Origin of the sequence: Billgrantia desiderata (genome assembly GCF_900108215.1) — a bacterium.
Lineage (GTDB): Bacteria > Pseudomonadota > Gammaproteobacteria > Pseudomonadales > Halomonadaceae > Halomonas > Halomonas desiderata.
The window spans coordinates 62,676-80,980 of sequence record NZ_FNVC01000010.1 but is presented as its reverse complement, the minus strand read 5'-3'; the positions used below and the strand labels follow the sequence as shown (position 1 = coordinate 80,980).

Here is an 18,305-nt window from a genome sequence, read left to right as displayed (position 1 = left end):
TTCCTCATGGGGTTCGCTCGTCGGCCATCAGGGCCGGAAACTCGAGCGTCCAGCATAACCCACCCAGCGGCGAGGGTGAGGCCTGCATGGTGCCGCCGTGACTCTTGACCAGAGCGCTGGCGATGGAGAGTCCCAGCCCGCTGCCGCCGCTGGCGCGACTGCGCGAGCCCTCGACCCGGTAGAGGCGTTCGGTGAGTCGCTCCAGCGATGCCTCGGGTACGCCGGGCGGGCTGTCCTGCCAGATCACCCGCACTCGCTCGCTATCCTGGGTCAGGCTGACGTCCAACTGGCCCGGCGAAGTGGTGTAGGCACAGCTGTTGTCGAGCAGATTGGTCCACAGCTGGCGCAGGCGCCGGGTGTCGCCGCGGATCCAGGCCGGGCCCTGGATCGAGGTGGTGAGCGTCATGCCGCAATCCCCGAGCCAGCCGCCGGCTTCCTCGAGGCGCGAGGCCAGGCTGGCTGCCAGGTCGAGCGGTGCCAGCTGCACCTCGAGGGCGCCGGCATCGCTCTGGGAGAGCAGGCGCAGGTCGGCCACCAGGCGCTCGAGCTGACCCACCTCCTGGGACAGCGAGTGAAGGTTGTCTTCATTGAAGGGACGGATGCCGTCCTGCATGGCCTCGATCTCGCCGCGCAGCACCGCCAGCGGCGTGCGCAGCTCGTGGGCGATGTCCGACACCCAGCGCGAGCGCGCCTCACGGCTTGCCTCCAGGGTGGCGGCCAGCATGTTGAAGTCGCGGGCCAGGCGCGAGAGTTCGTCGCGGCCGCGCTCCGGCAGGCGGGCGCTGTAGTCGCCTTCGATCAGGCTGCGCGTGGCCAGCGCCATGCTGCGGGTGCGACGGCCCAGCCACCAGGCCAGCCCACCGGCCAGCAGCAGCGAGGCCAGGCCGAGGGAGGCGACGATGATGCCCAGATTGCGCTGCTGGCGCGCGAGGAAGATACGGTCCATGCGCGCCATCAACTGCTGCGGCGGACGGTAGCCCAGGGTGCCGACCCGCTGACCGCGGTACTCGATGGGCAGCCAGTGGAGCTCCGAGGCCATTTCCTGGTCGTCCGGGGGCAGGCCGATCACCGGCAGGCCCTCGGCATCGTGCAGCACGAAGTCGCGGGCATCGCCCAGGCGACGTTCGATCCCCTGGGGTGGCTGACGCTCGCCCGGCCACAGCTGCTGGCGCACCAGCCGCTCCCAGGCCGGCGGCGAGTCGCGCAGCCACTGCCAGCCGTTGCGACGCGCCCACTCCTGGCCCAGCCCCTCGGCCAGGGTTTCGGCACGTTGCGCCTGAGTGGTCTCGAGATAGTCGAGAAAGCCCCGGTCGAGGCTGCGCGATACCGACAGGAAGACCAGCCCGGCGATCGCCACGTTGACCGACAGGATGATGACGAACAGCTTGACGCCCAGACGAGAGAACGGGGCGCGGAGCAGACGCGGCCTCATCGGGTCGTCTCCTGAGTGGTAACGGTAGTGGTCAGGCGTTCCCATCGCTCGCGCAGCCCCTCAAGCATCAGATAGAGACAGGGTACCAGCACCAGCAGGATCACGGTGGCGAACAGCATGCCGAAGCCCAGCGAGATGGCCATGGGAATCATGAAGCGGGCCTGGCGCGAGGTCTCGAAGATCATCGGCGCCAGCCCCAGGAAGGTGGTCAGGGTGGTCATCATGATCGGACGCAGACGCCGGGTCGCCGCGGCGACGATCGCCTCGCGGGCGCCGAAGCCCTCGCGCCGGCGCCGGTTGGCGTAGTCGATCAGCACCAGGGCGTCGTTGATCACCACCCCCGAAAGCGCCAGCATGCCCATCAGACTGATCACCGAGAGGCCGAAGCCCATGATGGCATGGCCGGCCATGGCGCCGATCACGCCGAAGGGAATCGCTGCCAGCACCAGCAGCGGCTGCAGGTAGCTGCGAAACGGTATCGCCAGCAGCGCGTACAGCGCGATCAGCGTCAGCCAGGTAGCCTGGGTCAGGGCCGAGACGTTCTCGGCGGTTTCCTGCTGGCGACCGCCCAATGTCAGCTCGAGTCCCGGCCAGGCCGCCTGCAGGGCGGGGAAGACGTCCGCCTGCAGGGTAGCCACCACCTGGTTGATCTGCGCGTCGCTGTCGGTATCGGCGGTGACGCTGATCTGACGCCTGCCGTCGACGCGCTGCAGCGTGGTCGCTGCGCGGCCGAGGTGGATCTCGGCGATGCGTGCAAGCGGCACCACCTGACCATCCGGCGTGCGAATCGGCAACTGGTGGAGGTGGCCCAGACTGTCGCGCTCCTCGCTGGGCAGGCGCACCGCCACGCTGATCTCGTGGCGCCCGACGAACTGCTCGATGGCGGTGACGCCCTGCAGCGGGCCGCGCAGCTGCGCGGCCAGGTCGGCGCCGGTGAGACCCAGCGCCCGGCCTTCCGGCGCCAGGCGCAGTTCGAGCTGCGGCTTGCCGTCGGCCAGACCGCTGTCGATGTCGGTCAGGCCCTCGAACTCGGTCAGCTCGTCGGCCAGCCGGGTGGCGGCGGCTTCCAGCGCGCGGCTGTCGGGGTGGGAGAGGCGCAGGGTGAGGCCGGCGCCGGCGCCCGGGCCGCCGAAATCCGACTCGAAGCGCACCGCTTGGGCGCCCATGATGTCGCCGGCCTCTTCGCGCCACTCCCGCGCGACTCGCGACGGCGGCCAGGCGTCGAGGGTGTCGCGCTCGATGGTCAGGCGCACGTTCAGACGGTCGCCATCGATCTGGGCGCGGCTGGCGGCGAAGCGCGGTCCGTCATCGCGTTCGCTCAGCGCCATGGCGGCATCGAGCAGCTGATCGCGAATGCGGCGATCGTCGGCCATGGGGCTGCCCACCGGCAGGGTCACCGTGGCCTGAACCCGGTCGGACTCTACCCGCGGCATCAGCGAGAAGCCCATGCGACCGCTCATGCTCCAGGCGATGGCCAGGGTCAGCACGGCGACGGCCAGGCTCACGGTGAGCAGGCGCTGATTCAGGGCGTGCTGCAGGAACGGCTCGAAGCGCTGCTGGGTGAAATGCGTCAGGCCGTTCTGCAGGGTACGGCGCAGGCGGTCCAGCGGCCTGAGCCAGGGCGCCGGCTCGCGGCCCCCGGCGCGATGGGCCAGGTGCGCGGGCAGAATGAACAGCGCTTCCAGCCACGACACCAGGAACACCGTGACCACCACCACCGGGATGACGGCGAAGATCATGCCGAGGAAACCCGGCAGGAACAGCAGCGGCATGAAGGCGACGATGTTGGAGAGGATGGCGAAGGAGATCGGCACCGCCATCTCGCGGGCGCCACGCACGGCGGCTTCGCGCAGGGAGTGGCCCTGCTCGCGATAGCTGTGGATGTTCTCGCCCACCATGATGGCGTCGTCGACGACGATGCCCAGCGCGATGATGAAGGCGAACATCGACATCATGTTGATCGACACGCCCAGCCACGGCAGGAACAGCATGGCGCCGAGGAAGGCGGTGGGGATGCCCAGGGTGACCCAGAACGCCAGCCGCGCCTCGAGGAACAGCGCCATCAGTACCAGCACCAGGGCCAGGCCCAGCCAGGCGTTCTTCAGCAGCAGGTCGAGGCGGTCGCGATAGATCTCCGAGGTGTCCTGGGACACGCTCAGATAGACCCCTTCGGGCAGGCCGGCCCGCAGCCGTTCGAGCTGGGCGTGCACGGCGTCGGAAATGCCGATCGGTGTCTGGTTGCCGATCTGGTAGACGTCGAGGCTGAGCGCTGGGGCGCCGTTGAACAACACCTCGCGATCGCTCTCGGCGAAGCCGTCCATCACCCGGGCGATGTCGCCCAGGCGCAGTTGGCCGCCGTCGGCGGTGCCGACCAGCGGCAGCTCGGCGAACTCGCGGGCATCGTCGCGGCGTCCCTGGTAGCGGATCAGCCATTCACCCTCGGCGGTGGCCAGCCGGCCGCTGGCGAGATCCAGTGCCTCGTCGGCGATGCGCGAGGCCAGCCCGCGATGGTCGAGGCCATGGCGGTGCATGGCCTCTTCGTCGAGCAGGATCTGCACCTCACGCTCGCGGTTGCCCGCCAGCTCCACCCGCGAGATGCCGGAGGCGGCCTGCAGCTCGGCGCGCAGATCCTCGGCCACATCGTGCAGCAGCCGCTCGTCGACCCAGCCGTGCACCTGCAGGCTCATCACGCTGCGCGAGCGGCCGGCAAGACTGAAGCGCGGCGGGTCGGCGGCAGCGGGCAGGTTGGTGATGGCGTTGATCGCCTGCTGGATGTCCTGATAGGCACGCATCACGTCGACCCCGTCGATCAGGCTCAGCGAGACGCGCCCGGCGCCCTCGTTGGCGGTGGCGGTCATCTCGTCGATGCCGTCGACGTCGGCCAGGGCCGCTTCCATGGGCAGCAGCAGGCTGCGCTCCACCTCTTCGGGCGTGGCGCCGGGATAGCCGATCGCCACGTGGACGATCTCCAGCTCGAACTCGGGGAACACCTCCTTCTTGATCGTCATCGACGCCAGCAGGCCACCGACGATCAGCAGCACCATCAGCAGGTTGGGGGCGACGCCGTGATTGACCATCCAGGCGATGGGGCCACGGCGCGTCATGAACGGGACTCCCGACGTTCACCGGCCGGACGCTCGCTGTCGGCGATGCGTGTGCGTAGGCGCATGCCGGTACGCGGCTGGCCCAGTTGCGAGGTGACCACTCGTTCGCCGTCCTCGAGGCCGTCGGCGATCAGCACCCGCGTCTCGCCGCGATGGATCACGTTCACCGTGCGGCGGCGCAGACGCTCCTCCTCGTCGAGCAGCCACAGCTCGTCACCCGGACGCAGGGCCGCGGCAGGCAGCACGAACAGGCCGTCCTGCGCGCGCGCCTCGAACTCCAGGCGCACCACGTCGCCCAGGCGCAGGGCCGGTGCGCCGTTGTCGAGCCCCAGCGGGTCGTCGACCGCCACCAGCAGCTGGGCCTGCAGGCCCTGTTCCTCCAGCGCCGGCAGGACGGCGATCACCTCGCCGCGGCGGGTCTCGCCGCCGGGCCAGGTGCGTGTCGAGAGCGTCACGCCGCTGCCCGCTCCGTTGGCGTCGGCGGCGTGCAGCCAGCCCAGCGCTTCGCCGGGCAGCGAGACGCGAACCCAGAAGCGCGAGACGTCGACCAGATGCAACAGCTCGGTGCCGTTGTTCACCATGCTGCCGCTGCCCAGCAGACGCGATTGCACCATCCCCCGCCAGGGGGCGGTGAGGGTGGCTCGCTCCAGCTCCAGCCGCGCCCGGTCGCGGGCGGCACGGGCGCGCTCCACTTCGGCCTCGGCCTGACGCAGCTGCGGCTGGCGCAGCACCAGCGCGCGGCGCTCGGCGGAGAGCTCGCGGCCGAAGCTGCGATACTCCGTCTCGGCGCGCTGCTGCTCGCCGCGCTCCATGGCCAGTGCCGCCTCGGCCTGGGCCAGCGCGGCCTCGGCCTCGCGCAGGGCCAGACGCAGGTCGGCATCGTCGAGTCGTGCCAGCACGCTGCCGGCCTCGACCACGCGGCCGGGTAGCGCTGCGTCAGTGAATTCGAGCAGCTCGCCGCTCACGCGGCTGGCCAGGTGCGCCTCGCGCTCGGCGATCACCCGACCGAAGCCGTACAGCGCTGGCGCGGCCGCCTGACGTTGTGCCAGTACGGTGTCCACCAGCGGGGCGGGCGGTTCGACCGGTGCCCGGCGCTCGATGCGGGGCGGCTGCGAGACCAGCCACCAGGCCCCGGCCGCGCCTGCCGCCAGCACCAGCACGGCCAGCAGAGCGCCCAAGGTCAAGCGCCCCCGTTGGCGGCGGCCGGTGCGACCGGGAGTAGACATGGAGGACAGAGGGAAGGCTGGCATCGTGGGCTCGTGGCGAAGGGTGGGCCCATGCAGCATCTCGCAAGGCGATGCAGCCAATGGTCATGAAGTGTGCAAGCAACGTGCAAGCGAGCCTGCTATTTGATGACCAGCTCCTAGGAAGCGCTGAACAAGTCGGCGAGCGAGATGAAGCGCAAGGCGCACGGAGCGCAGTACCGAGCGAAGCGACAAACAGCCGTAGGCTGGCCCCGAAGGGGCGAGAAGCCCAGGCTTCGAGTCAACCGGAGCATATGGGGTATATGTGAGGATTCCGAGCACCGCGCAACGCAGCGATTCGCTCGCGCAGGCATTTGTGCAGTGGTTCCCTTAGGGGCAGGTCTCGCCCAGTATCATCTCGGTCGTCAGCAGGCGTGAATGGCTCGGCTCCAGGCCCAGGATCATGCGCGCCGCCAGGCGTCCTTTCTCGCTGCTCTCCTGGCGCACCGTGGTCAGCCGCGGAGCCCGATACTGGCCCTCGGCGATACCGTCGAAGCCGATCAGACACAGGTCGTCGGGAATGCGCAGGCCGCGCTGCTCGGCCAGGGTCAGAGCGGTCAGGGCGATACGGTCCGACATGCACAGCAGCAGGTCGGGGCGCTCGGCGTCGGGCAGATCGAGAATCTCCTCGATCACCGGGGCGCACACCTCGAAGGTATTCTCCTCCACGTTCCACATCGGGATCCGTTCGAGGTCGAAGTCGTGCTTTTCCAGAGCGGCATGAAAGCCGGCCAGCCGCGAGCGGGTAATGGTGAGTTCGGCCGAGAGCAGGGTGTACTGCGGATCGATTCTTCCATTGCAGGGTTCCGCCGTGAGGCGCAGGTTGACGATGCCCGGTCGCTTGCGTGGGGCGGCCGTCAGCGCGTGGTCGGCGATCTCGAAGCAGGAAGGTTCGTTGTCGACATGAATCGAAGGATGGCCCGCCACGTTGAAGTCGACCGCCACCAGCGCGGCGTGCAGGGGCAGCGAGTCGAACAGCTCGGCGGAGGGCATCAGGCCGTAGACGATGAAGCCGTCGGCCATGCTTGCCGAGTCGACCAGCTGGCAATTGACCTGCCGCGCCGAGAGCAGCAGCAGGGTATGGCCCTGGCTGTCGAGCACCTCGGCCACGCCGGAGAGGAACTCGCTGGAAACCGCATCGTTGAGGCTGTAGGTGAGGCTTTCGGCCAGAATCACCGCGATGATGCGCGAACGCCCGGTACGCAGGCTGCGTGCCTTGGCGTCGGGACCGCGATAGCCCAGCCGCTTGGCCTCGGCGAGAATGCGCTCGCGCAGACCGGGCGAGAGCTGGTCGGGCCGGTTGAAGGCATTGGATATGGTGGCGGTGGAGACGCCGAGCTCGCGGGCCAGATCCTTGAGTGTGATACGGCGATGTGCGGACACGAGGAAAGCGTCTCCATTTTGAATGCTTTATCGATTTAGTTAGCAGCCTAGCATAACCTGTCGACCAGTGGTTTGCCAGGCCTCTATGCCAGCGTCTTCAACTTTACCTGTGTACGGTGGGGCCGGTTGGCCCCACCTGTTCGTAGAGGAAAGGGGAGAGACTGTGGTGTGCGCGATGACTCACCAGCCGCGCCGGCTAATGCGGTTGAGTTCGCGCTCCAACTGCCCCAGAGCCTGCTCCGCTGTTAGGTCGCCGGAGAGCACGTCGTGAACGCGGTTAAAGAAGGCGTTGGAGACTCGCGTGTAGTGCTCACCGGTGACGTTGGCCGGGCGCGGCACGCCGCTCACCAAAGTGTCGTAGAGCTCGCCGATGAAGGGTTGGACCTCGAGTACCTCCTTGTCCTGATAGAGCGTTACCCGAGTGGGGTTCATGCCGAAGCGGATGGCATGAGCTTTTTGCTGGGCCTCGGCGGTCAAGTAAGCCACCAGTTCGGCAGCCAGGTCGGGATTTTTTGAATAGCGCGACACCGCCCAGCTCCAGCCGCCCAGGGTGGCTACCGACTCTCCTGCCGAGCCGTGTGGCAGAGGGGCGACGCCGAACTTGCCTTGGATAGCAGTGCCGTCGGCCTGACCTAGTGCCCAGGCATAGGGCCAGTTGCGCATGAACACTGCATTGCCCGACTGAAAGAGCCCTCGGGCCTCTTCTTCCATGTAGTTGCGCACGCCCCGCGGTGCGATGTCGCCAACCCAACTGGCGGCCAGTGTCAGCGCCTCGGCGGCCTGAGGATTGTTGACGGTGATGTTGCCGTCATCGTCGACGATGGTGCCGCCGCCGTAGCTGGCGATCCACTCCAGGGCATTGGTGGTCAGGCCCTCGTAGGCGCGGCCTTGAAAGACGAAGCCGTGCATGCGCTCGTTGCCCGCCTCACGCTCGGCGTTCTGGATCTCGCGGGCGATCTCGGTCAGTTGCTCCCAGGTCTCGGGAACGTCGTGGCCGTATTTCTCGAGTAGGTCGCGACGGTAGTAGAGCAGGCCAGCGTCGGAATACCAGGGTAGGGCAAGCAGACGATCATCCACGGTATTGTTGTCGATCATTGCCGGGAAGAAGCCCTCAGAGGCATCTTCGGGCAGGTAGTCGGCGAGGTCTATCAGATGGGCGGCGAGCAGGCCAGGCCAGACGGTATCCACCATCAGTACGTCGATGTCGCTGGACTTGCTGCCGAGCAGCTGCTGGTAGAGGGAGAGCGTTTCGGTGCCCGACTGGGGAGTGGTGACCACCGCCACCTCGTGGCCGGTCTCTTGGGCCCACTGCCGGGCCAGCTCCGGGCAGAAGTCGGCGCTGCCACCGTCACCGCAGGCAATGGTGATTGTGGCAGCCTGCGCCTGGGTAGTGACAAGCGTGAGACCACTGGCCACCAAGGCGCCGAACAGCACCTGTCGGGCAAGGGTAGTGCGGGAAAAGCAAGTCATGGAGTGGGGTCCTTGGATTGTGCTTGTTGTGGTGATCTGGCTCTGGACAAGGCGACAGCGCAACGCGGTCAGGCATCAGGGCTGCCAGGGCAAATCACTTGGACAGCGGGCGATGGCAATACCGAAGGCAGGCAGCTCGAGCCGTTCCGCCGTCCAGCGGCCATTGACCAGGGATGGCGCCCCCGCCAGCGGCCTGGCGTCGAGCGGAGCGCTTAGGGTGCAGGGATCATTGGCGAAGTTCAGTGCTACCAGCAGGCGATCATCGCCATGCAGGCGCTCGAAGCAGATGACGTCACCTTGCAGCGGGTGGTAGTGGATATCGCCCTTGACCAAGGCAGGCTGATTGCGGCGAAAGAGCAGAAAATCCCGATAGGCGTTGAGCAGCGAGCCGGGGTCGCGCTCCTGCCTATCCACCGCCAGGGCGAGGTGCGCCTCAGGTACCGGCAACCAGGGCGTCGCGGTAGTGAAACCGCCGTGGAGTGCATCGGCTACCCAGGGCATGGGGGTGCGGCATCCGTCTCGGCCCTTGTAGCTTGGCCAGAAGGTGATGCCGGCTGGGTCCACCAACTGCTCGAAGGTGAGTTCGGCCTCGGTGAGGCCTAGTTCCTCACCCTGATAGAGACAGATGCTGCCGCGCTGGGTGAGCAGGAAGGCCAGATAGAGGCGCAGCTTTGCCATATCGCTAGCAACGTTCCAACGCGTGGCGACACGGGTAATGTCGTGATTGCCCACCGCCCAGCAAGGCCAGCCGTCGCCGATGCGCGCTTCCATTTCGGTTAGAGGGGCGAGCAGGTCCGCGGGAGTAGCCTTGTCGGTCAGCAGGTTGAAGGAGTAGCACATATGTAGGCGTTTGCCGCCCTGGGTGTACTCGGACATTACGCCGAGTGAGTCGTCGTCGCCTACTTCGCCGATAGTGGTAGTGCTGGGGTACTCGTCGAGCAACGCGCGCAGCCGCTCCAGGAAGGCCAGGTTTTCCGGCTGGGTCTTGTCGTACAGATGCCTCTGGAAGGCGTAGGGGTTGTCAGGGCGCACGCCGATGAAGCCCTCGACGATCTTCTCCCGGGGAGGATTGTCCTTGAGCGGACCATGCGTGCAGAAGTTGACGGCATCAAGACGAAAACCATCGACACCGCGCTCGAGCCAGAAGCGTACCTCCTCGAGGATTGCCTCCACTACCTCGGGGTTGCGAAAGTTGAGGTCAGGCTGTTCCACCAGGAAATTGTGCAGGTAGTACTGGCAGCGACGAGTGTCCCATTGCCAGGCCGAGCCACCGAAGATCGCCTGCCAGTTGGTGGGGGGCGAGCCGTCGGGGCGGGCATTGGCCCAGACGTACCAGTCGGCCTTGGGATTGTCGCGGCTCGACCGGCTTTCGGCGAACCAAGGATGCTGATCCGAGGAGTGGGAGAGCACTTGGTCGATGGTCACCCTCAGACCGCGGGCATGCGCGGCCTCTACCAGTCGGTCGAAATCATCGAGGGTGCCGAAAGTCGGGTCGACACCGCGATAATCGCTGACGTCGTAGCCGAAGTCCTTCATGGGCGAGGTGAAGAAGGGGGCCAGCCAGATGGCGTCGACGTTCAGCGATGCAATGTAATCGAGCCGGTCGATTACCCCTTGGAGATCGCCGATGCCAGCGCCACGGCTATCCTGAAAACTGCGCGGATAGATCTGGTAGATCACTGCGCCTCGCCACCAGTCAGGGTCGCCGCCAAGCTGTCGTATCGCCATGCTCTTCTCCTGAGGGATTTCGGCCTGTCATCAAGCGACGGCACGCGCCGCCTTGACCGACAGCGCCCGGCCGCCGGCGTCGAACAGGTGCACGTGCTCGGGATCGGGAGCCAGCGTCACGCGCTGACCGACCCGCCACGTCGTGGGTGCTTCGCCGCGCTGAATCAGCAGGGTCTCGCCCTCCTTGGGCTCGAGGTAGACGTAGACCTCGTTGCCCAGGTATTCGACGTTGACGATCTCGAAGCCCTCACTGCCCTGGGCCTCGCTCAGGCGCAGGTGCTCGGGGCGAATGCCCAGCGTCAGCGCAGCCCCCTGGGCATGCCCTGAGGCATCCTGGGGCAGCGCCAGCTCGGTCAGCCCGTTGGCGCCGATCCGGCAGCCGGTGGCATCGGCGCCGAGCAGGCGCGCGGGCAGGAAGTTCATCGTCGGCGAACCGATGAAGCCGGCCACGAACTTGGTTGCCGGGCGCTGATAGAGCTCCTGCGGACTGCCCACCTGCTCCACGCGACCGCCATTGAGCACCACGATCTTGTCGGCCAGGGTCATCGCCTCGACCTGGTCGTGAGTGACGTAGACCATGGTCGAGCCTAGCCGCTTGTGCAGACGGGCGATCTCGTTGCGCATCTGTACCCGCAGCGAGGCGTCGAGGTTCGAGAGTGGCTCGTCGAACAGCAGGATGCGCGGCTCCCGGGCCATGGCGCGGCCCATGGCCACGCGCTGGCGCTGGCCGCCGGAGAGCGCCTTGGGCTTGCGTTCGAGCAGCTCCTCGAGCTGCAGGATGCGTGCCGTCGCCATCACCCGCTCATGTACGGTCTCCTTGGCGGTCTTGGCCAGCTTGAGGCCGAAGGCCATGTTCTCGTACACGGTCATGTGCGGGTAGAGCGCGTAGGACTGGAACACCATGCCCACGCCGCGTTCCCGCGGCGGCAGCTCGTTGACCACCTGATCGCCGATGGAGAGCTCGCCATCGGTGATCGACTCCAGCCCGGCGATCAGGCGCAGCAGGGTGGACTTGCCGCAGCCCGAAGGGCCGACGAAGACCACGAATTCGCCTTCACCGATCGCCAGGTCCACATCCTTGATGATGTGCGTGCTGCCGAAGACCTTGTTGATTTTGTCGAGGGTGACGCTTGCCATTCGATTCATCCTCGGCCGCTATACGGCCGGTCGTTGTTGTCAAGACATTGCCACTACGCAGCCTGAAAAGGCACTCCTAGAGCCGGAAATAGGCGGCTTGGTACGGTGGTAAATGCAACCTGCCGCCGCTCACCTCGTACTGGAAGCCGTGCTCCTGCAGCGCCTCGCGCACCTCGGGCAGCGTGGCACTCTGGGGCTGGCCGGTGAGGTTGAAGACGCACAGCAGCCTGTCGCTGCCACGCTGACGGGTGAAGGCGACCAGCGCTTCGCCCAGGTCGAGCAGCGTCATGTCGCCGTCGAACAGGGCCGGATGCTGGTGGCGGAAGCGCAGCAGGCGGCGGGTGGCGTTGAGCATCGAGTCCGGCTCATCCTGCTGGCGTGCCACCGACATGGCCAGGTGCGGTTCGGCCACCGGCAGCCACGGCTCCACGTCAGAGAAACCGGCCAGCGGGGTATCGTCCCAGGGCATCGGCGTGCGGCAGCCGTCGCGGCCCTTGAAGTCGGGCCACAGTGGCAGGCCGTAGGGGTCCTGAATGCGCTCGAAGGGCACCTCGGCCTCGGGCAGGCCGAGCTCCTCGCCCTGGTACAGACAGACGCTGCCACGCAGCGAGAAGAGCAGGGCCAGCGCCACGCGGGGATAGGCGAAGGCGCACTCTTCGCTGCCCCAGCGGGTGGCGCTGCGCACCACGTCGTGATTGGACAGCGCCCAGCACGGCCAGGCATCGCCGGCGAACTGCTGGAAGCGCTCGAGCACGCCGCGAATGTAGTCCGGCGAGCGCGGTGCGTTGAGCAGGTCGAAGGTATAGGCCATGTGCAGCTTGTCGCCGCCCGAGGTGTACTCGGCCATGCGCTCCAGCGGCGTGTCGTCGCCGATCTCGCCCACCGTGGTGGTGCCGGGGTACTCGTCCATCAGCGCCCGCAGCTCGCGCAGGAACTCGACGTTCTCGGGGCGGCTGATGTCGTAGATGTGGCGCTGCCAGGTATAGGGGTTCTCCTTGGGCGCGCCCAGCGTGCGGGTGGCGTCGATGGTCAGCGCCGGGTTGCTGCGCAGGTGCTGGTCGTGGAAGTAGAAGTTGACCGTGTCGAGGCGGAAGCCGTCGACCCCCAGCTCCAGCCAGAAGCGCATGTTGTCGAGCTGGGCGGCGCGCACCTCGGGGTTGTGGAAGTTGAGGTCGGGCTGGCTCGACAGGAAGTTGTGCAGGTAGTACTGCTGACGCCGGCTGTCGAAGGTCCAGGCCGGTCCGCCGAAGATCGACAGCCAGTTGTTGGGCGCGGTGCCGTCCGGATTGGGGTCGGCCCACACGTACCAGTCGGCACGCGGGTTGTCGCGATTCATGCGACTCTCCTGGAACCAGGGGTGCTGGTCCGAGGTGTGGCTGATCACCTGGTCGATGATCACCTTGAGGCCGAGTGCATGGGCGCGTTCCAGCAGGGCCTTGAAGTCCGCCAGGGTACCGAACAGTGGGTCGACGTCGCGATAATTGCTGATGTCGTAACCGAAGTCGCGCATCGGCGAGGTGAAGAAGGGCGACAGCCAGATGCCGTCCACGCCCAGCGAGGCGACGTAGTCGAGTCGCTCGGTGACGCCGGGCAGGTCGCCGACGCCGTCGCCGTTGCTGTCCATGAAGCTGCGCGGGTAGATCTGGTAGATGACGCCGCCGCGCCACCAGAAGGTGTTGTCTTGCATGGTTTTCCCTTGGTCAAGCCGCGATGGCTGGGTTGTTCGTCAGGTACGAGTCGCCGTGGACAATTCGTTCGTGTCGAGGTTCAGCCGCTCCGATTCATCCCTTCACCGCGCCGGCCGTCAGTCCCGAGACGATGCGCCGCTGGAAGATGATCACCAGCACCACCAGCGGTACCGTCACCACCACCGAAGCGGCCATGATCGGCGCCCAGGGCAGCTCGTAGGCGCTGCCGCCGGAGAGCAGAGCGATCGCTACCGGTACCGTGCGCTGGCTGTCGGTCAGGGTGAAGGTCAGGGCGAAGAGGAACTCGTTCCAGGCGGCAATGAAGGCGAGCAGCCCGGTGGTCGCCATGGCCGGCCACATCAGCGGCAGGAACACCTTGGTGATGGTCACCCAGGGCGTGGCGCCGTCCATGATCGCGGCCTCCTCGAGCTCCAGGGGCAGCTGTCGCATGAAGGTGGTCAGCACCCACACGGTGAAGGGCAGGGTGAAGATGGTGTAGCTCAGGATCAGCCCGCCCGGGTTGTTGTAGAGGTTGAGCGCGCGGATCACCTCGAACAGGCCCGAGAGCACCGCCACCTGCGGGAACATCGACACGCCGAGGATGATCAGCAGCACCGAGGTGCGGCCGCGAAAGCGTACCCGCCCCAGGGCGTAGGAGGCGGTGATGCCCAGCAGCAGCGCGATGAACACCACGCTGGTGGCAACCAGGATCGAGTTGAAGATCGCCTGCAGGAAGCTGCGCTGGGAGAAGATCTGCGCGTAGTTGGCAAGCGTGGCTCGCGTGGGCCACAGCTCGACCCGGAACAGGTCGCCGGAAGGCGTGAAGGAGGTCTTGATGGCGTAGTAGAACGGGAATACCGCGACCACCACGATCAAGGCCACCAGCAGCCAGAAGCCGGCACGCGCTGCGAGTTTGGAAAGCTGGCGCGAGGTCATCAGTCACCTCCCAGTTGCAGTTGCTTGCGGCCCAGGTAGAGATAGGCGATGGTCGCCAGGGCGATGATCAGGAACAGCAGGGTGGAAGCGGCACTGCCGTAGCCTACGTCCTGGAACTCCACCAATTGTTGACGAGCGTAGATCGACATCGACATGGTGCTGGTGGAGTTGGAGGTGAGCACGTAGATCACGTCGAACACGCGCAGCGCGTCGAGCAGGCGGAAGATCACCGCCACCATCAGTGCGGGGGTGATCAGCGGCAGGGTGACGCGGAAGAACACCTTGACCGGGTGGATGCCGTCGACCTCGGCCGCTTCGTAGCAGTCCTTGGGCAGCATCTGCAGTGCCGCCAGCACCAGCAGGGCGACGAACGGCGTGGTCTTCCACACGTCGACCATGATCACCGCCCACATGGAGTAGTTGGCATCGGCGGTCCAGGCGATGGGGCTGGCGATGATGCCGAGCGCCATCAGCAGATGATTGATGATGCCGAACTGGTCGTTGAGCATCCACGCCCACATCTGCGCCGAGACGATGGTCGGAATCGCCCAGGGGATCAACACCGCGGCGCGTACCAGGGTACGACCCTTGAACTCAGCGTTGAGCACCAGGGCGACGATGACCCCGAACACCACTTCCAGCGACACCGAGACCACCGAGAAGTAGACGGTGTTCCACACCGCCCGCCACCAGATGGGATCGGCCAGCACGCCGAACCAGCGGCCGTCGTCGTAGACCAGGTAATTCTCCAGCCCGATGAACAGGGTATCGCTCATGTCCGACAGCGAGGCGTCGGTGAAGCTGAAGTAGAAGGTGCGCAGCAGAGGCCAGCCGGCCACCATGGCCAGGGTCACCAGCATCGGCGCCAGGAACAGCCAGGCGGCGCGTACTCGCTGCCGCCTCACCTTGGTACTGCGATAGCTTGCCGGTAGGGGGCGCGCCGGGATCGGCGCGCTTTCGGTCACGGGAGTCGACATGGCGGGCTCCTGAAGGGGGTTACCAGTTGCGGCGCTTGAGACGGGCCAGCTCGTGGTCCAGGTCGCTCATCGCCTGCTCACCGCTGCGGTTGCCGGAGAGCACGTCGTGAGTGGCGCTGAAGAAGGCGTTGCTGACGCGGCCATAGGCATCGCCGGTGGGCGCCGAAGGCCGCGCCACGGCATTGACGAAGGTTTCGTAGAGTTCGCCGAAGAAGGGCACCGCCTCGAGTACCTCGTCATCCTGGTAGAGTGTTTCGAGGGTCGGGTTGTAGGCACCCTCGATGGCGCGCCGCTTCTGCTCCTCTTCGCCAGCCAGGAAGGCCACCAGATCGGCGGCGAGCTCAGGGTTCTCGCTGTAGCGCGACACCGCCAGGTTCCAGCCGCCCAGCGTGGCGGCAGTGCTGCCGTCGCCGCTGTAGGGCAGTTGGGTCACGCCCACTTTGCCGCGTACCTCGCTGCCCTCGCTCTGAGCCAGCGCCCAGGCATAGGGCCAGTTACGCATGAACACGGCGTTGCCGCCCTGGAACACGCCGCGGGCCTCTTCCTCGGTGTAGTTGAGTACGCCGTTGGGCGAGATGTCGCCGATCCAGGAGGCGGCAAGGTCCAGTGCCGCGGCGGCCTGCGGGTTGTTGATGGTGATCTCGCCGTCCTGGTCGACGATGGTGCCGCCACCGTGACTGGCCACCCACTCCAGGGCGTTACAGGTCAGCCCCTCGTAGGCGCGGCCCTGGAAGACGAAGCCATGCATACGGCTGTTGCCTGCCTCGCGCTCGGCGTTCTGGATCTCGCGGGCGACTTCAGTCAGCTCTTCCCAGGTTTCCGGCGGCTCGAAGCCGTACTGCTCGAGCAGGTCGGCGCGGTAGTAGAGCACGCCGGCATCGGTGAACCAGGGCATCGCGACCAGGCGGTCGTCGATGGTGTTGTTCTCGACGATGGCGGAGAAGTGCCCTTCACCGGCGTCGTCGCCCAGCACTTCGCGCAGGTCGAGCAGATGGTTGGCGAGCAGGCCCGGCCATACGACGTCGATCTGCATGATGTCGATGTCGGTGGAGTTGGCGGAGAGGATCTGCTGGTAGAGCGACAGGCGTTCGGTGGAGGAGTTGGGGGTCGAGACCACGTCGACGCTGTAACCGGTCTTCTCTTCCCACGCCCGCACGCCCTGCTGGCAGAGCTGCAGTTCGGCGCCCACGGCACCGCAGGAAATGGTCAGGTCGGCGGCCTGGGCGTGACTGAAGCTGGCGGCTCCGGCAACGACGAGGGTGGAGAGCAACGTCTTCTTGTACATGCAGGTATCCTTGTCGGCTTGTTGTTATCGATGGCGGCTGAGGAGACTTAAACGATTAAGATCGTTCGCCGCTCAGTTAGCCGTTTCTGCCTGGAGAGTTCAACCTAGACTTTCGGCTAACAGTGGGCTTGGCGCTTGCCGTTGCTTCCTGAGCATAGCTCCCGCGGCTCACAGCGACAGGAAGAACAGGATCAGCGGCGGCGACAGCAGCGAGAGGATGAAGCCGCTGACCACGGCGATGGGCACGCAGGCCACGCCACCGTGCTGCTGGATCACCGGCAGGGTGAAGTCCATGGAGGTCGCGCCGCCGTAGCCGATGGCCAGGGGCGCGTGGCGCTTGATGAACAGCGGGATCAGGATGAAGGCCAGCAGCTCGCGGCTGAGATCGTTGAAGAAGGCCACTCCGCCGAACACGGGGCCGAGCTGATCGCCGACCAGGATCGCCGAGAGCGAATACCAGCCGAAGCCCGATGCCATCGCCAGGCCCTCGTTCCAGCTCAGCGACAGCAGGGGAGCGGCGAGCAAGCCGCCGATCAGCGAACTCACGGCCAGGGTCATGGCAATGGCCAGCCCGTGGCGGTTGAGCAGGATCTGGCGCAGCGGCATGCCGGAGTTGCGCAACTGACAGCCAATCAGCGCCAGCAGCACGTAGAGCACCCATTCGGCCAGAAGCTCGGCATGCTGAAAGATGGCATCGCCGCCCAGCCAGGCAAGCGCCAGGCCGATCAGCACGCCGCCCGCCACCACCGCTACCAGGGCCAGGGAGCCGGCCAGTGCGGCCAGTTTGGTGGTAGGCGCATTGGCCACCACCGGAGAGGGTCCCATGCGCAGGGCCAGACGCTGCGACAGCCACCCCAGCGCCAGCAGGTTGCAGGCGGTGATCACCGTGAACAGAGTCAGTGCCTGTCCGCCCATGCGCGACAGCTCGCGGCCCAGCTCGTCCAGCCCCGCCAGGCTGATGCCCATCAACAGCAGAATGACGTAGACCGAAGCGCTGACGCCGCGATTGATGATGGCCAGAACGTCGGGACTTCGCACCGGCACCAGATAGCCCAGCACCAGTGGCAGCAGCACGATCAAAAGCCCCGACAGCATGACGGTATCCTTCAGCCCGGCCGCTCAGGGCGGCGAAAACCGCCAACTCTACCAGGCTTTCGTGCCCGGCGCCGGGTCTCGTGCTCAGTCGGTCCTGAGTGAGGTCAGGGTGAGCCGGCTGCGGCGCTCGCCGTCGCGCTGGTAGTCCACTGCCAGCAGCAGGCCGGGGTACTCGGGGTGGAAGTGAAACACCATACTGCGCTCCGGCGTGTCCGGCTCCCTGACTTCTACCTTGAGCGCCTGGAACTCGCCGGCGGGCAACTGCAGTACGTCGGTGCCGAGCAGGCGGTAGTCGAGGGTCTCCTCGCGGCCGCGGTGATCCTGGTAGACCAGGCGGCAGGTATCGCGCTCGCAGCCGCCGTTCAGGGCGCGTCGCGAGAGTTCGATCAGAGCGGCCTGGCGGTCCGGCAGCTCGGCCAGTTCGCTGCTGCCCAAACGATAGTTGCCGCCCACACCGAACAGCGAGTAGCCGCTGGCGTAGTTCACCGAATGCACGCCCTCAGGCGTGACGATGAAACGGCTGCGCTCGTTGCCTCGGGCCACGGCGATGGCGGCCTGCATGCGGCTCTGCCAATGGCCGCTCTCCCGAGTCAGGTCATGCTCGATGGTGGCGTTGGGCCAGCCCCTCACTTCCAGGCGGTAACTGGCGCTGAACGGCTGCAGTTGCGCGTCGGGCTGGGGCGCGGCCGCCACGGCCTTGACCGGAAGCCAGGCCAGCAGCAGAACGGAGAGAGTCAGACGAGCCAGGGCTCGTGATGATGGTGTCATGTCGGGAACCGTTTGGCTGTTGGCGACAGTAGCTGTGAACCTCGCCAGCCCACCTGGT

13 protein-coding genes are annotated in these 18,305 nt (G+C 66.6%); all 13 read right to left on the bottom strand.

The annotated features are described in order from the left end of the window. Positions 1-4: 4 nt before the first annotated feature. A complete protein-coding gene (locus C4S71_RS11085; RefSeq protein WP_103969152.1) occupies positions 5-1,432 on the bottom strand; it encodes an ATP-binding protein in 1,428 nt (475 codons plus the stop codon). Next, a complete protein-coding gene (locus C4S71_RS11080) occupies positions 1,429-4,536 on the bottom strand; it encodes an efflux RND transporter permease subunit (RefSeq protein WP_103969151.1) in 3,108 nt (1,035 codons plus the stop codon). Before C4S71_RS11080 ends, C4S71_RS11085 begins: the two co-directional genes overlap by 4 nt. Further along, a complete protein-coding gene (locus C4S71_RS11075) occupies positions 4,533-5,786 on the bottom strand; it encodes an efflux RND transporter periplasmic adaptor subunit (RefSeq protein ID WP_235014315.1) in 1,254 nt (417 codons plus the stop codon). Before C4S71_RS11075 ends, C4S71_RS11080 begins: the two co-directional genes overlap by 4 nt. A 324-nt stretch (positions 5,787-6,110) precedes the next feature. Beyond that, a complete protein-coding gene (locus C4S71_RS11070) occupies positions 6,111-7,163 on the bottom strand; it encodes a LacI family DNA-binding transcriptional regulator (protein WP_176342856.1) in 1,053 nt (350 codons plus the stop codon). Between the two features lie 180 nt (positions 7,164-7,343). After that, positions 7,344-8,633: an ABC transporter substrate-binding protein gene (locus tag C4S71_RS11065; RefSeq protein ID WP_103969150.1), complete on the bottom strand. Its 1,290-nt coding sequence runs from the start codon at positions 8,631-8,633 to the stop codon at positions 7,344-7,346. 75 nt (positions 8,634-8,708) lie between these two features. Beyond that, a complete protein-coding gene (locus C4S71_RS11060) occupies positions 8,709-10,361 on the bottom strand; it encodes an alpha-amylase family glycosyl hydrolase (RefSeq protein ID WP_103969149.1) in 1,653 nt (550 codons plus the stop codon). A 30-nt stretch (positions 10,362-10,391) separates the two neighbouring features. Continuing rightward, positions 10,392-11,498, bottom strand: a complete 1,107-nt coding sequence (locus tag C4S71_RS11055) for an ABC transporter ATP-binding protein (protein WP_103969148.1) — start codon at positions 11,496-11,498, stop codon at positions 10,392-10,394. A 76-nt stretch (positions 11,499-11,574) separates the two neighbouring features. Continuing rightward, the gene (locus C4S71_RS11050) at positions 11,575-13,185 is read right to left on the bottom strand and encodes an alpha-glucosidase family protein (RefSeq protein ID WP_103969147.1); all 1,611 of its coding nucleotides are present in this window, start codon (positions 13,183-13,185) and stop codon (positions 11,575-11,577) included. A 94-nt stretch (positions 13,186-13,279) separates the two neighbouring features. Further along, positions 13,280-14,122 carry a carbohydrate ABC transporter permease gene (locus C4S71_RS11045; RefSeq protein WP_086510095.1) on the bottom strand — a complete coding sequence of 281 codons (843 nt, stop codon included), beginning with the start codon at positions 14,120-14,122 and terminating at the stop codon, positions 13,280-13,282. After that, the gene (locus C4S71_RS11040) at positions 14,122-15,099 is read right to left on the bottom strand and encodes a carbohydrate ABC transporter permease (RefSeq protein WP_103969146.1); all 978 of its coding nucleotides are present in this window, start codon (positions 15,097-15,099) and stop codon (positions 14,122-14,124) included. Before C4S71_RS11040 ends, C4S71_RS11045 begins: the two co-directional genes overlap by 1 nt. A 19-nt stretch (positions 15,100-15,118) precedes the next feature. After that, on the bottom strand, positions 15,119-16,384 hold the full coding sequence (locus C4S71_RS11035; RefSeq protein ID WP_103969145.1) for an ABC transporter substrate-binding protein: 1,266 nt from the start codon (positions 16,382-16,384) through the stop codon (positions 15,119-15,121). A gap of 168 nt (positions 16,385-16,552) precedes the next feature. Continuing rightward, positions 16,553-17,479, bottom strand: coding sequence for a LysO family transporter (locus C4S71_RS11030; RefSeq protein WP_103969144.1), 927 nt, complete (start codon positions 17,477-17,479; stop codon positions 16,553-16,555). 84 nt (positions 17,480-17,563) lie between these two features. Continuing rightward, entirely contained in the window at positions 17,564-18,247 is a 684-nt protein-coding gene (locus tag C4S71_RS11025) for a hypothetical protein (protein ID WP_103969143.1), read from the bottom strand. Positions 18,248-18,305 lie beyond the last annotated feature (58 nt).

What these genes read in the sequence shown, in the direction of transcription:
- C4S71_RS11030 (WP_103969144.1), bottom strand. Translation starts at nt 17,479, where the DNA reads ATGCTGTCGGGGCTTTTGATCGTGCTGCTGCCACTGGTGCTGGGCTAT.
- C4S71_RS11045 (WP_086510095.1), bottom strand. Translation starts at nt 14,122, where the DNA reads ATGACCTCGCGCCAGCTTTCCAAACTCGCAGCGCGTGCCGGCTTCTGG.
- C4S71_RS11050 (WP_103969147.1), bottom strand. Translation starts at nt 13,185, where the DNA reads ATGCAAGACAACACCTTCTGGTGGCGCGGCGGCGTCATCTACCAGATC.
- C4S71_RS11060 (WP_103969149.1), bottom strand. Translation starts at nt 10,361, where the DNA reads ATGGCGATACGACAGCTTGGCGGCGACCCTGACTGGTGGCGAGGCGCA.
- C4S71_RS11025 (WP_103969143.1), bottom strand. Translation starts at nt 18,247, where the DNA reads ATGACACCATCATCACGAGCCCTGGCTCGTCTGACTCTCTCCGTTCTG.
- C4S71_RS11035 (WP_103969145.1), bottom strand. Translation starts at nt 16,384, where the DNA reads ATGTACAAGAAGACGTTGCTCTCCACCCTCGTCGTTGCCGGAGCCGCC.
- C4S71_RS11065 (WP_103969150.1), bottom strand. Translation starts at nt 8,633, where the DNA reads ATGACTTGCTTTTCCCGCACTACCCTTGCCCGACAGGTGCTGTTCGGC.
- C4S71_RS11040 (WP_103969146.1), bottom strand. Translation starts at nt 15,099, where the DNA reads ATGTCGACTCCCGTGACCGAAAGCGCGCCGATCCCGGCGCGCCCCCTA.
- C4S71_RS11085 (WP_103969152.1), bottom strand. Translation starts at nt 1,432, where the DNA reads ATGAGGCCGCGTCTGCTCCGCGCCCCGTTCTCTCGTCTGGGCGTCAAG.
- C4S71_RS11080 (WP_103969151.1), bottom strand. Translation starts at nt 4,536, where the DNA reads ATGACGCGCCGTGGCCCCATCGCCTGGATGGTCAATCACGGCGTCGCC.
- C4S71_RS11075 (WP_235014315.1), bottom strand. Translation starts at nt 5,786, where the DNA reads ATGCCAGCCTTCCCTCTGTCCTCCATGTCTACTCCCGGTCGCACCGGC.
- C4S71_RS11055 (WP_103969148.1), bottom strand. Translation starts at nt 11,498, where the DNA reads ATGGCAAGCGTCACCCTCGACAAAATCAACAAGGTCTTCGGCAGCACG.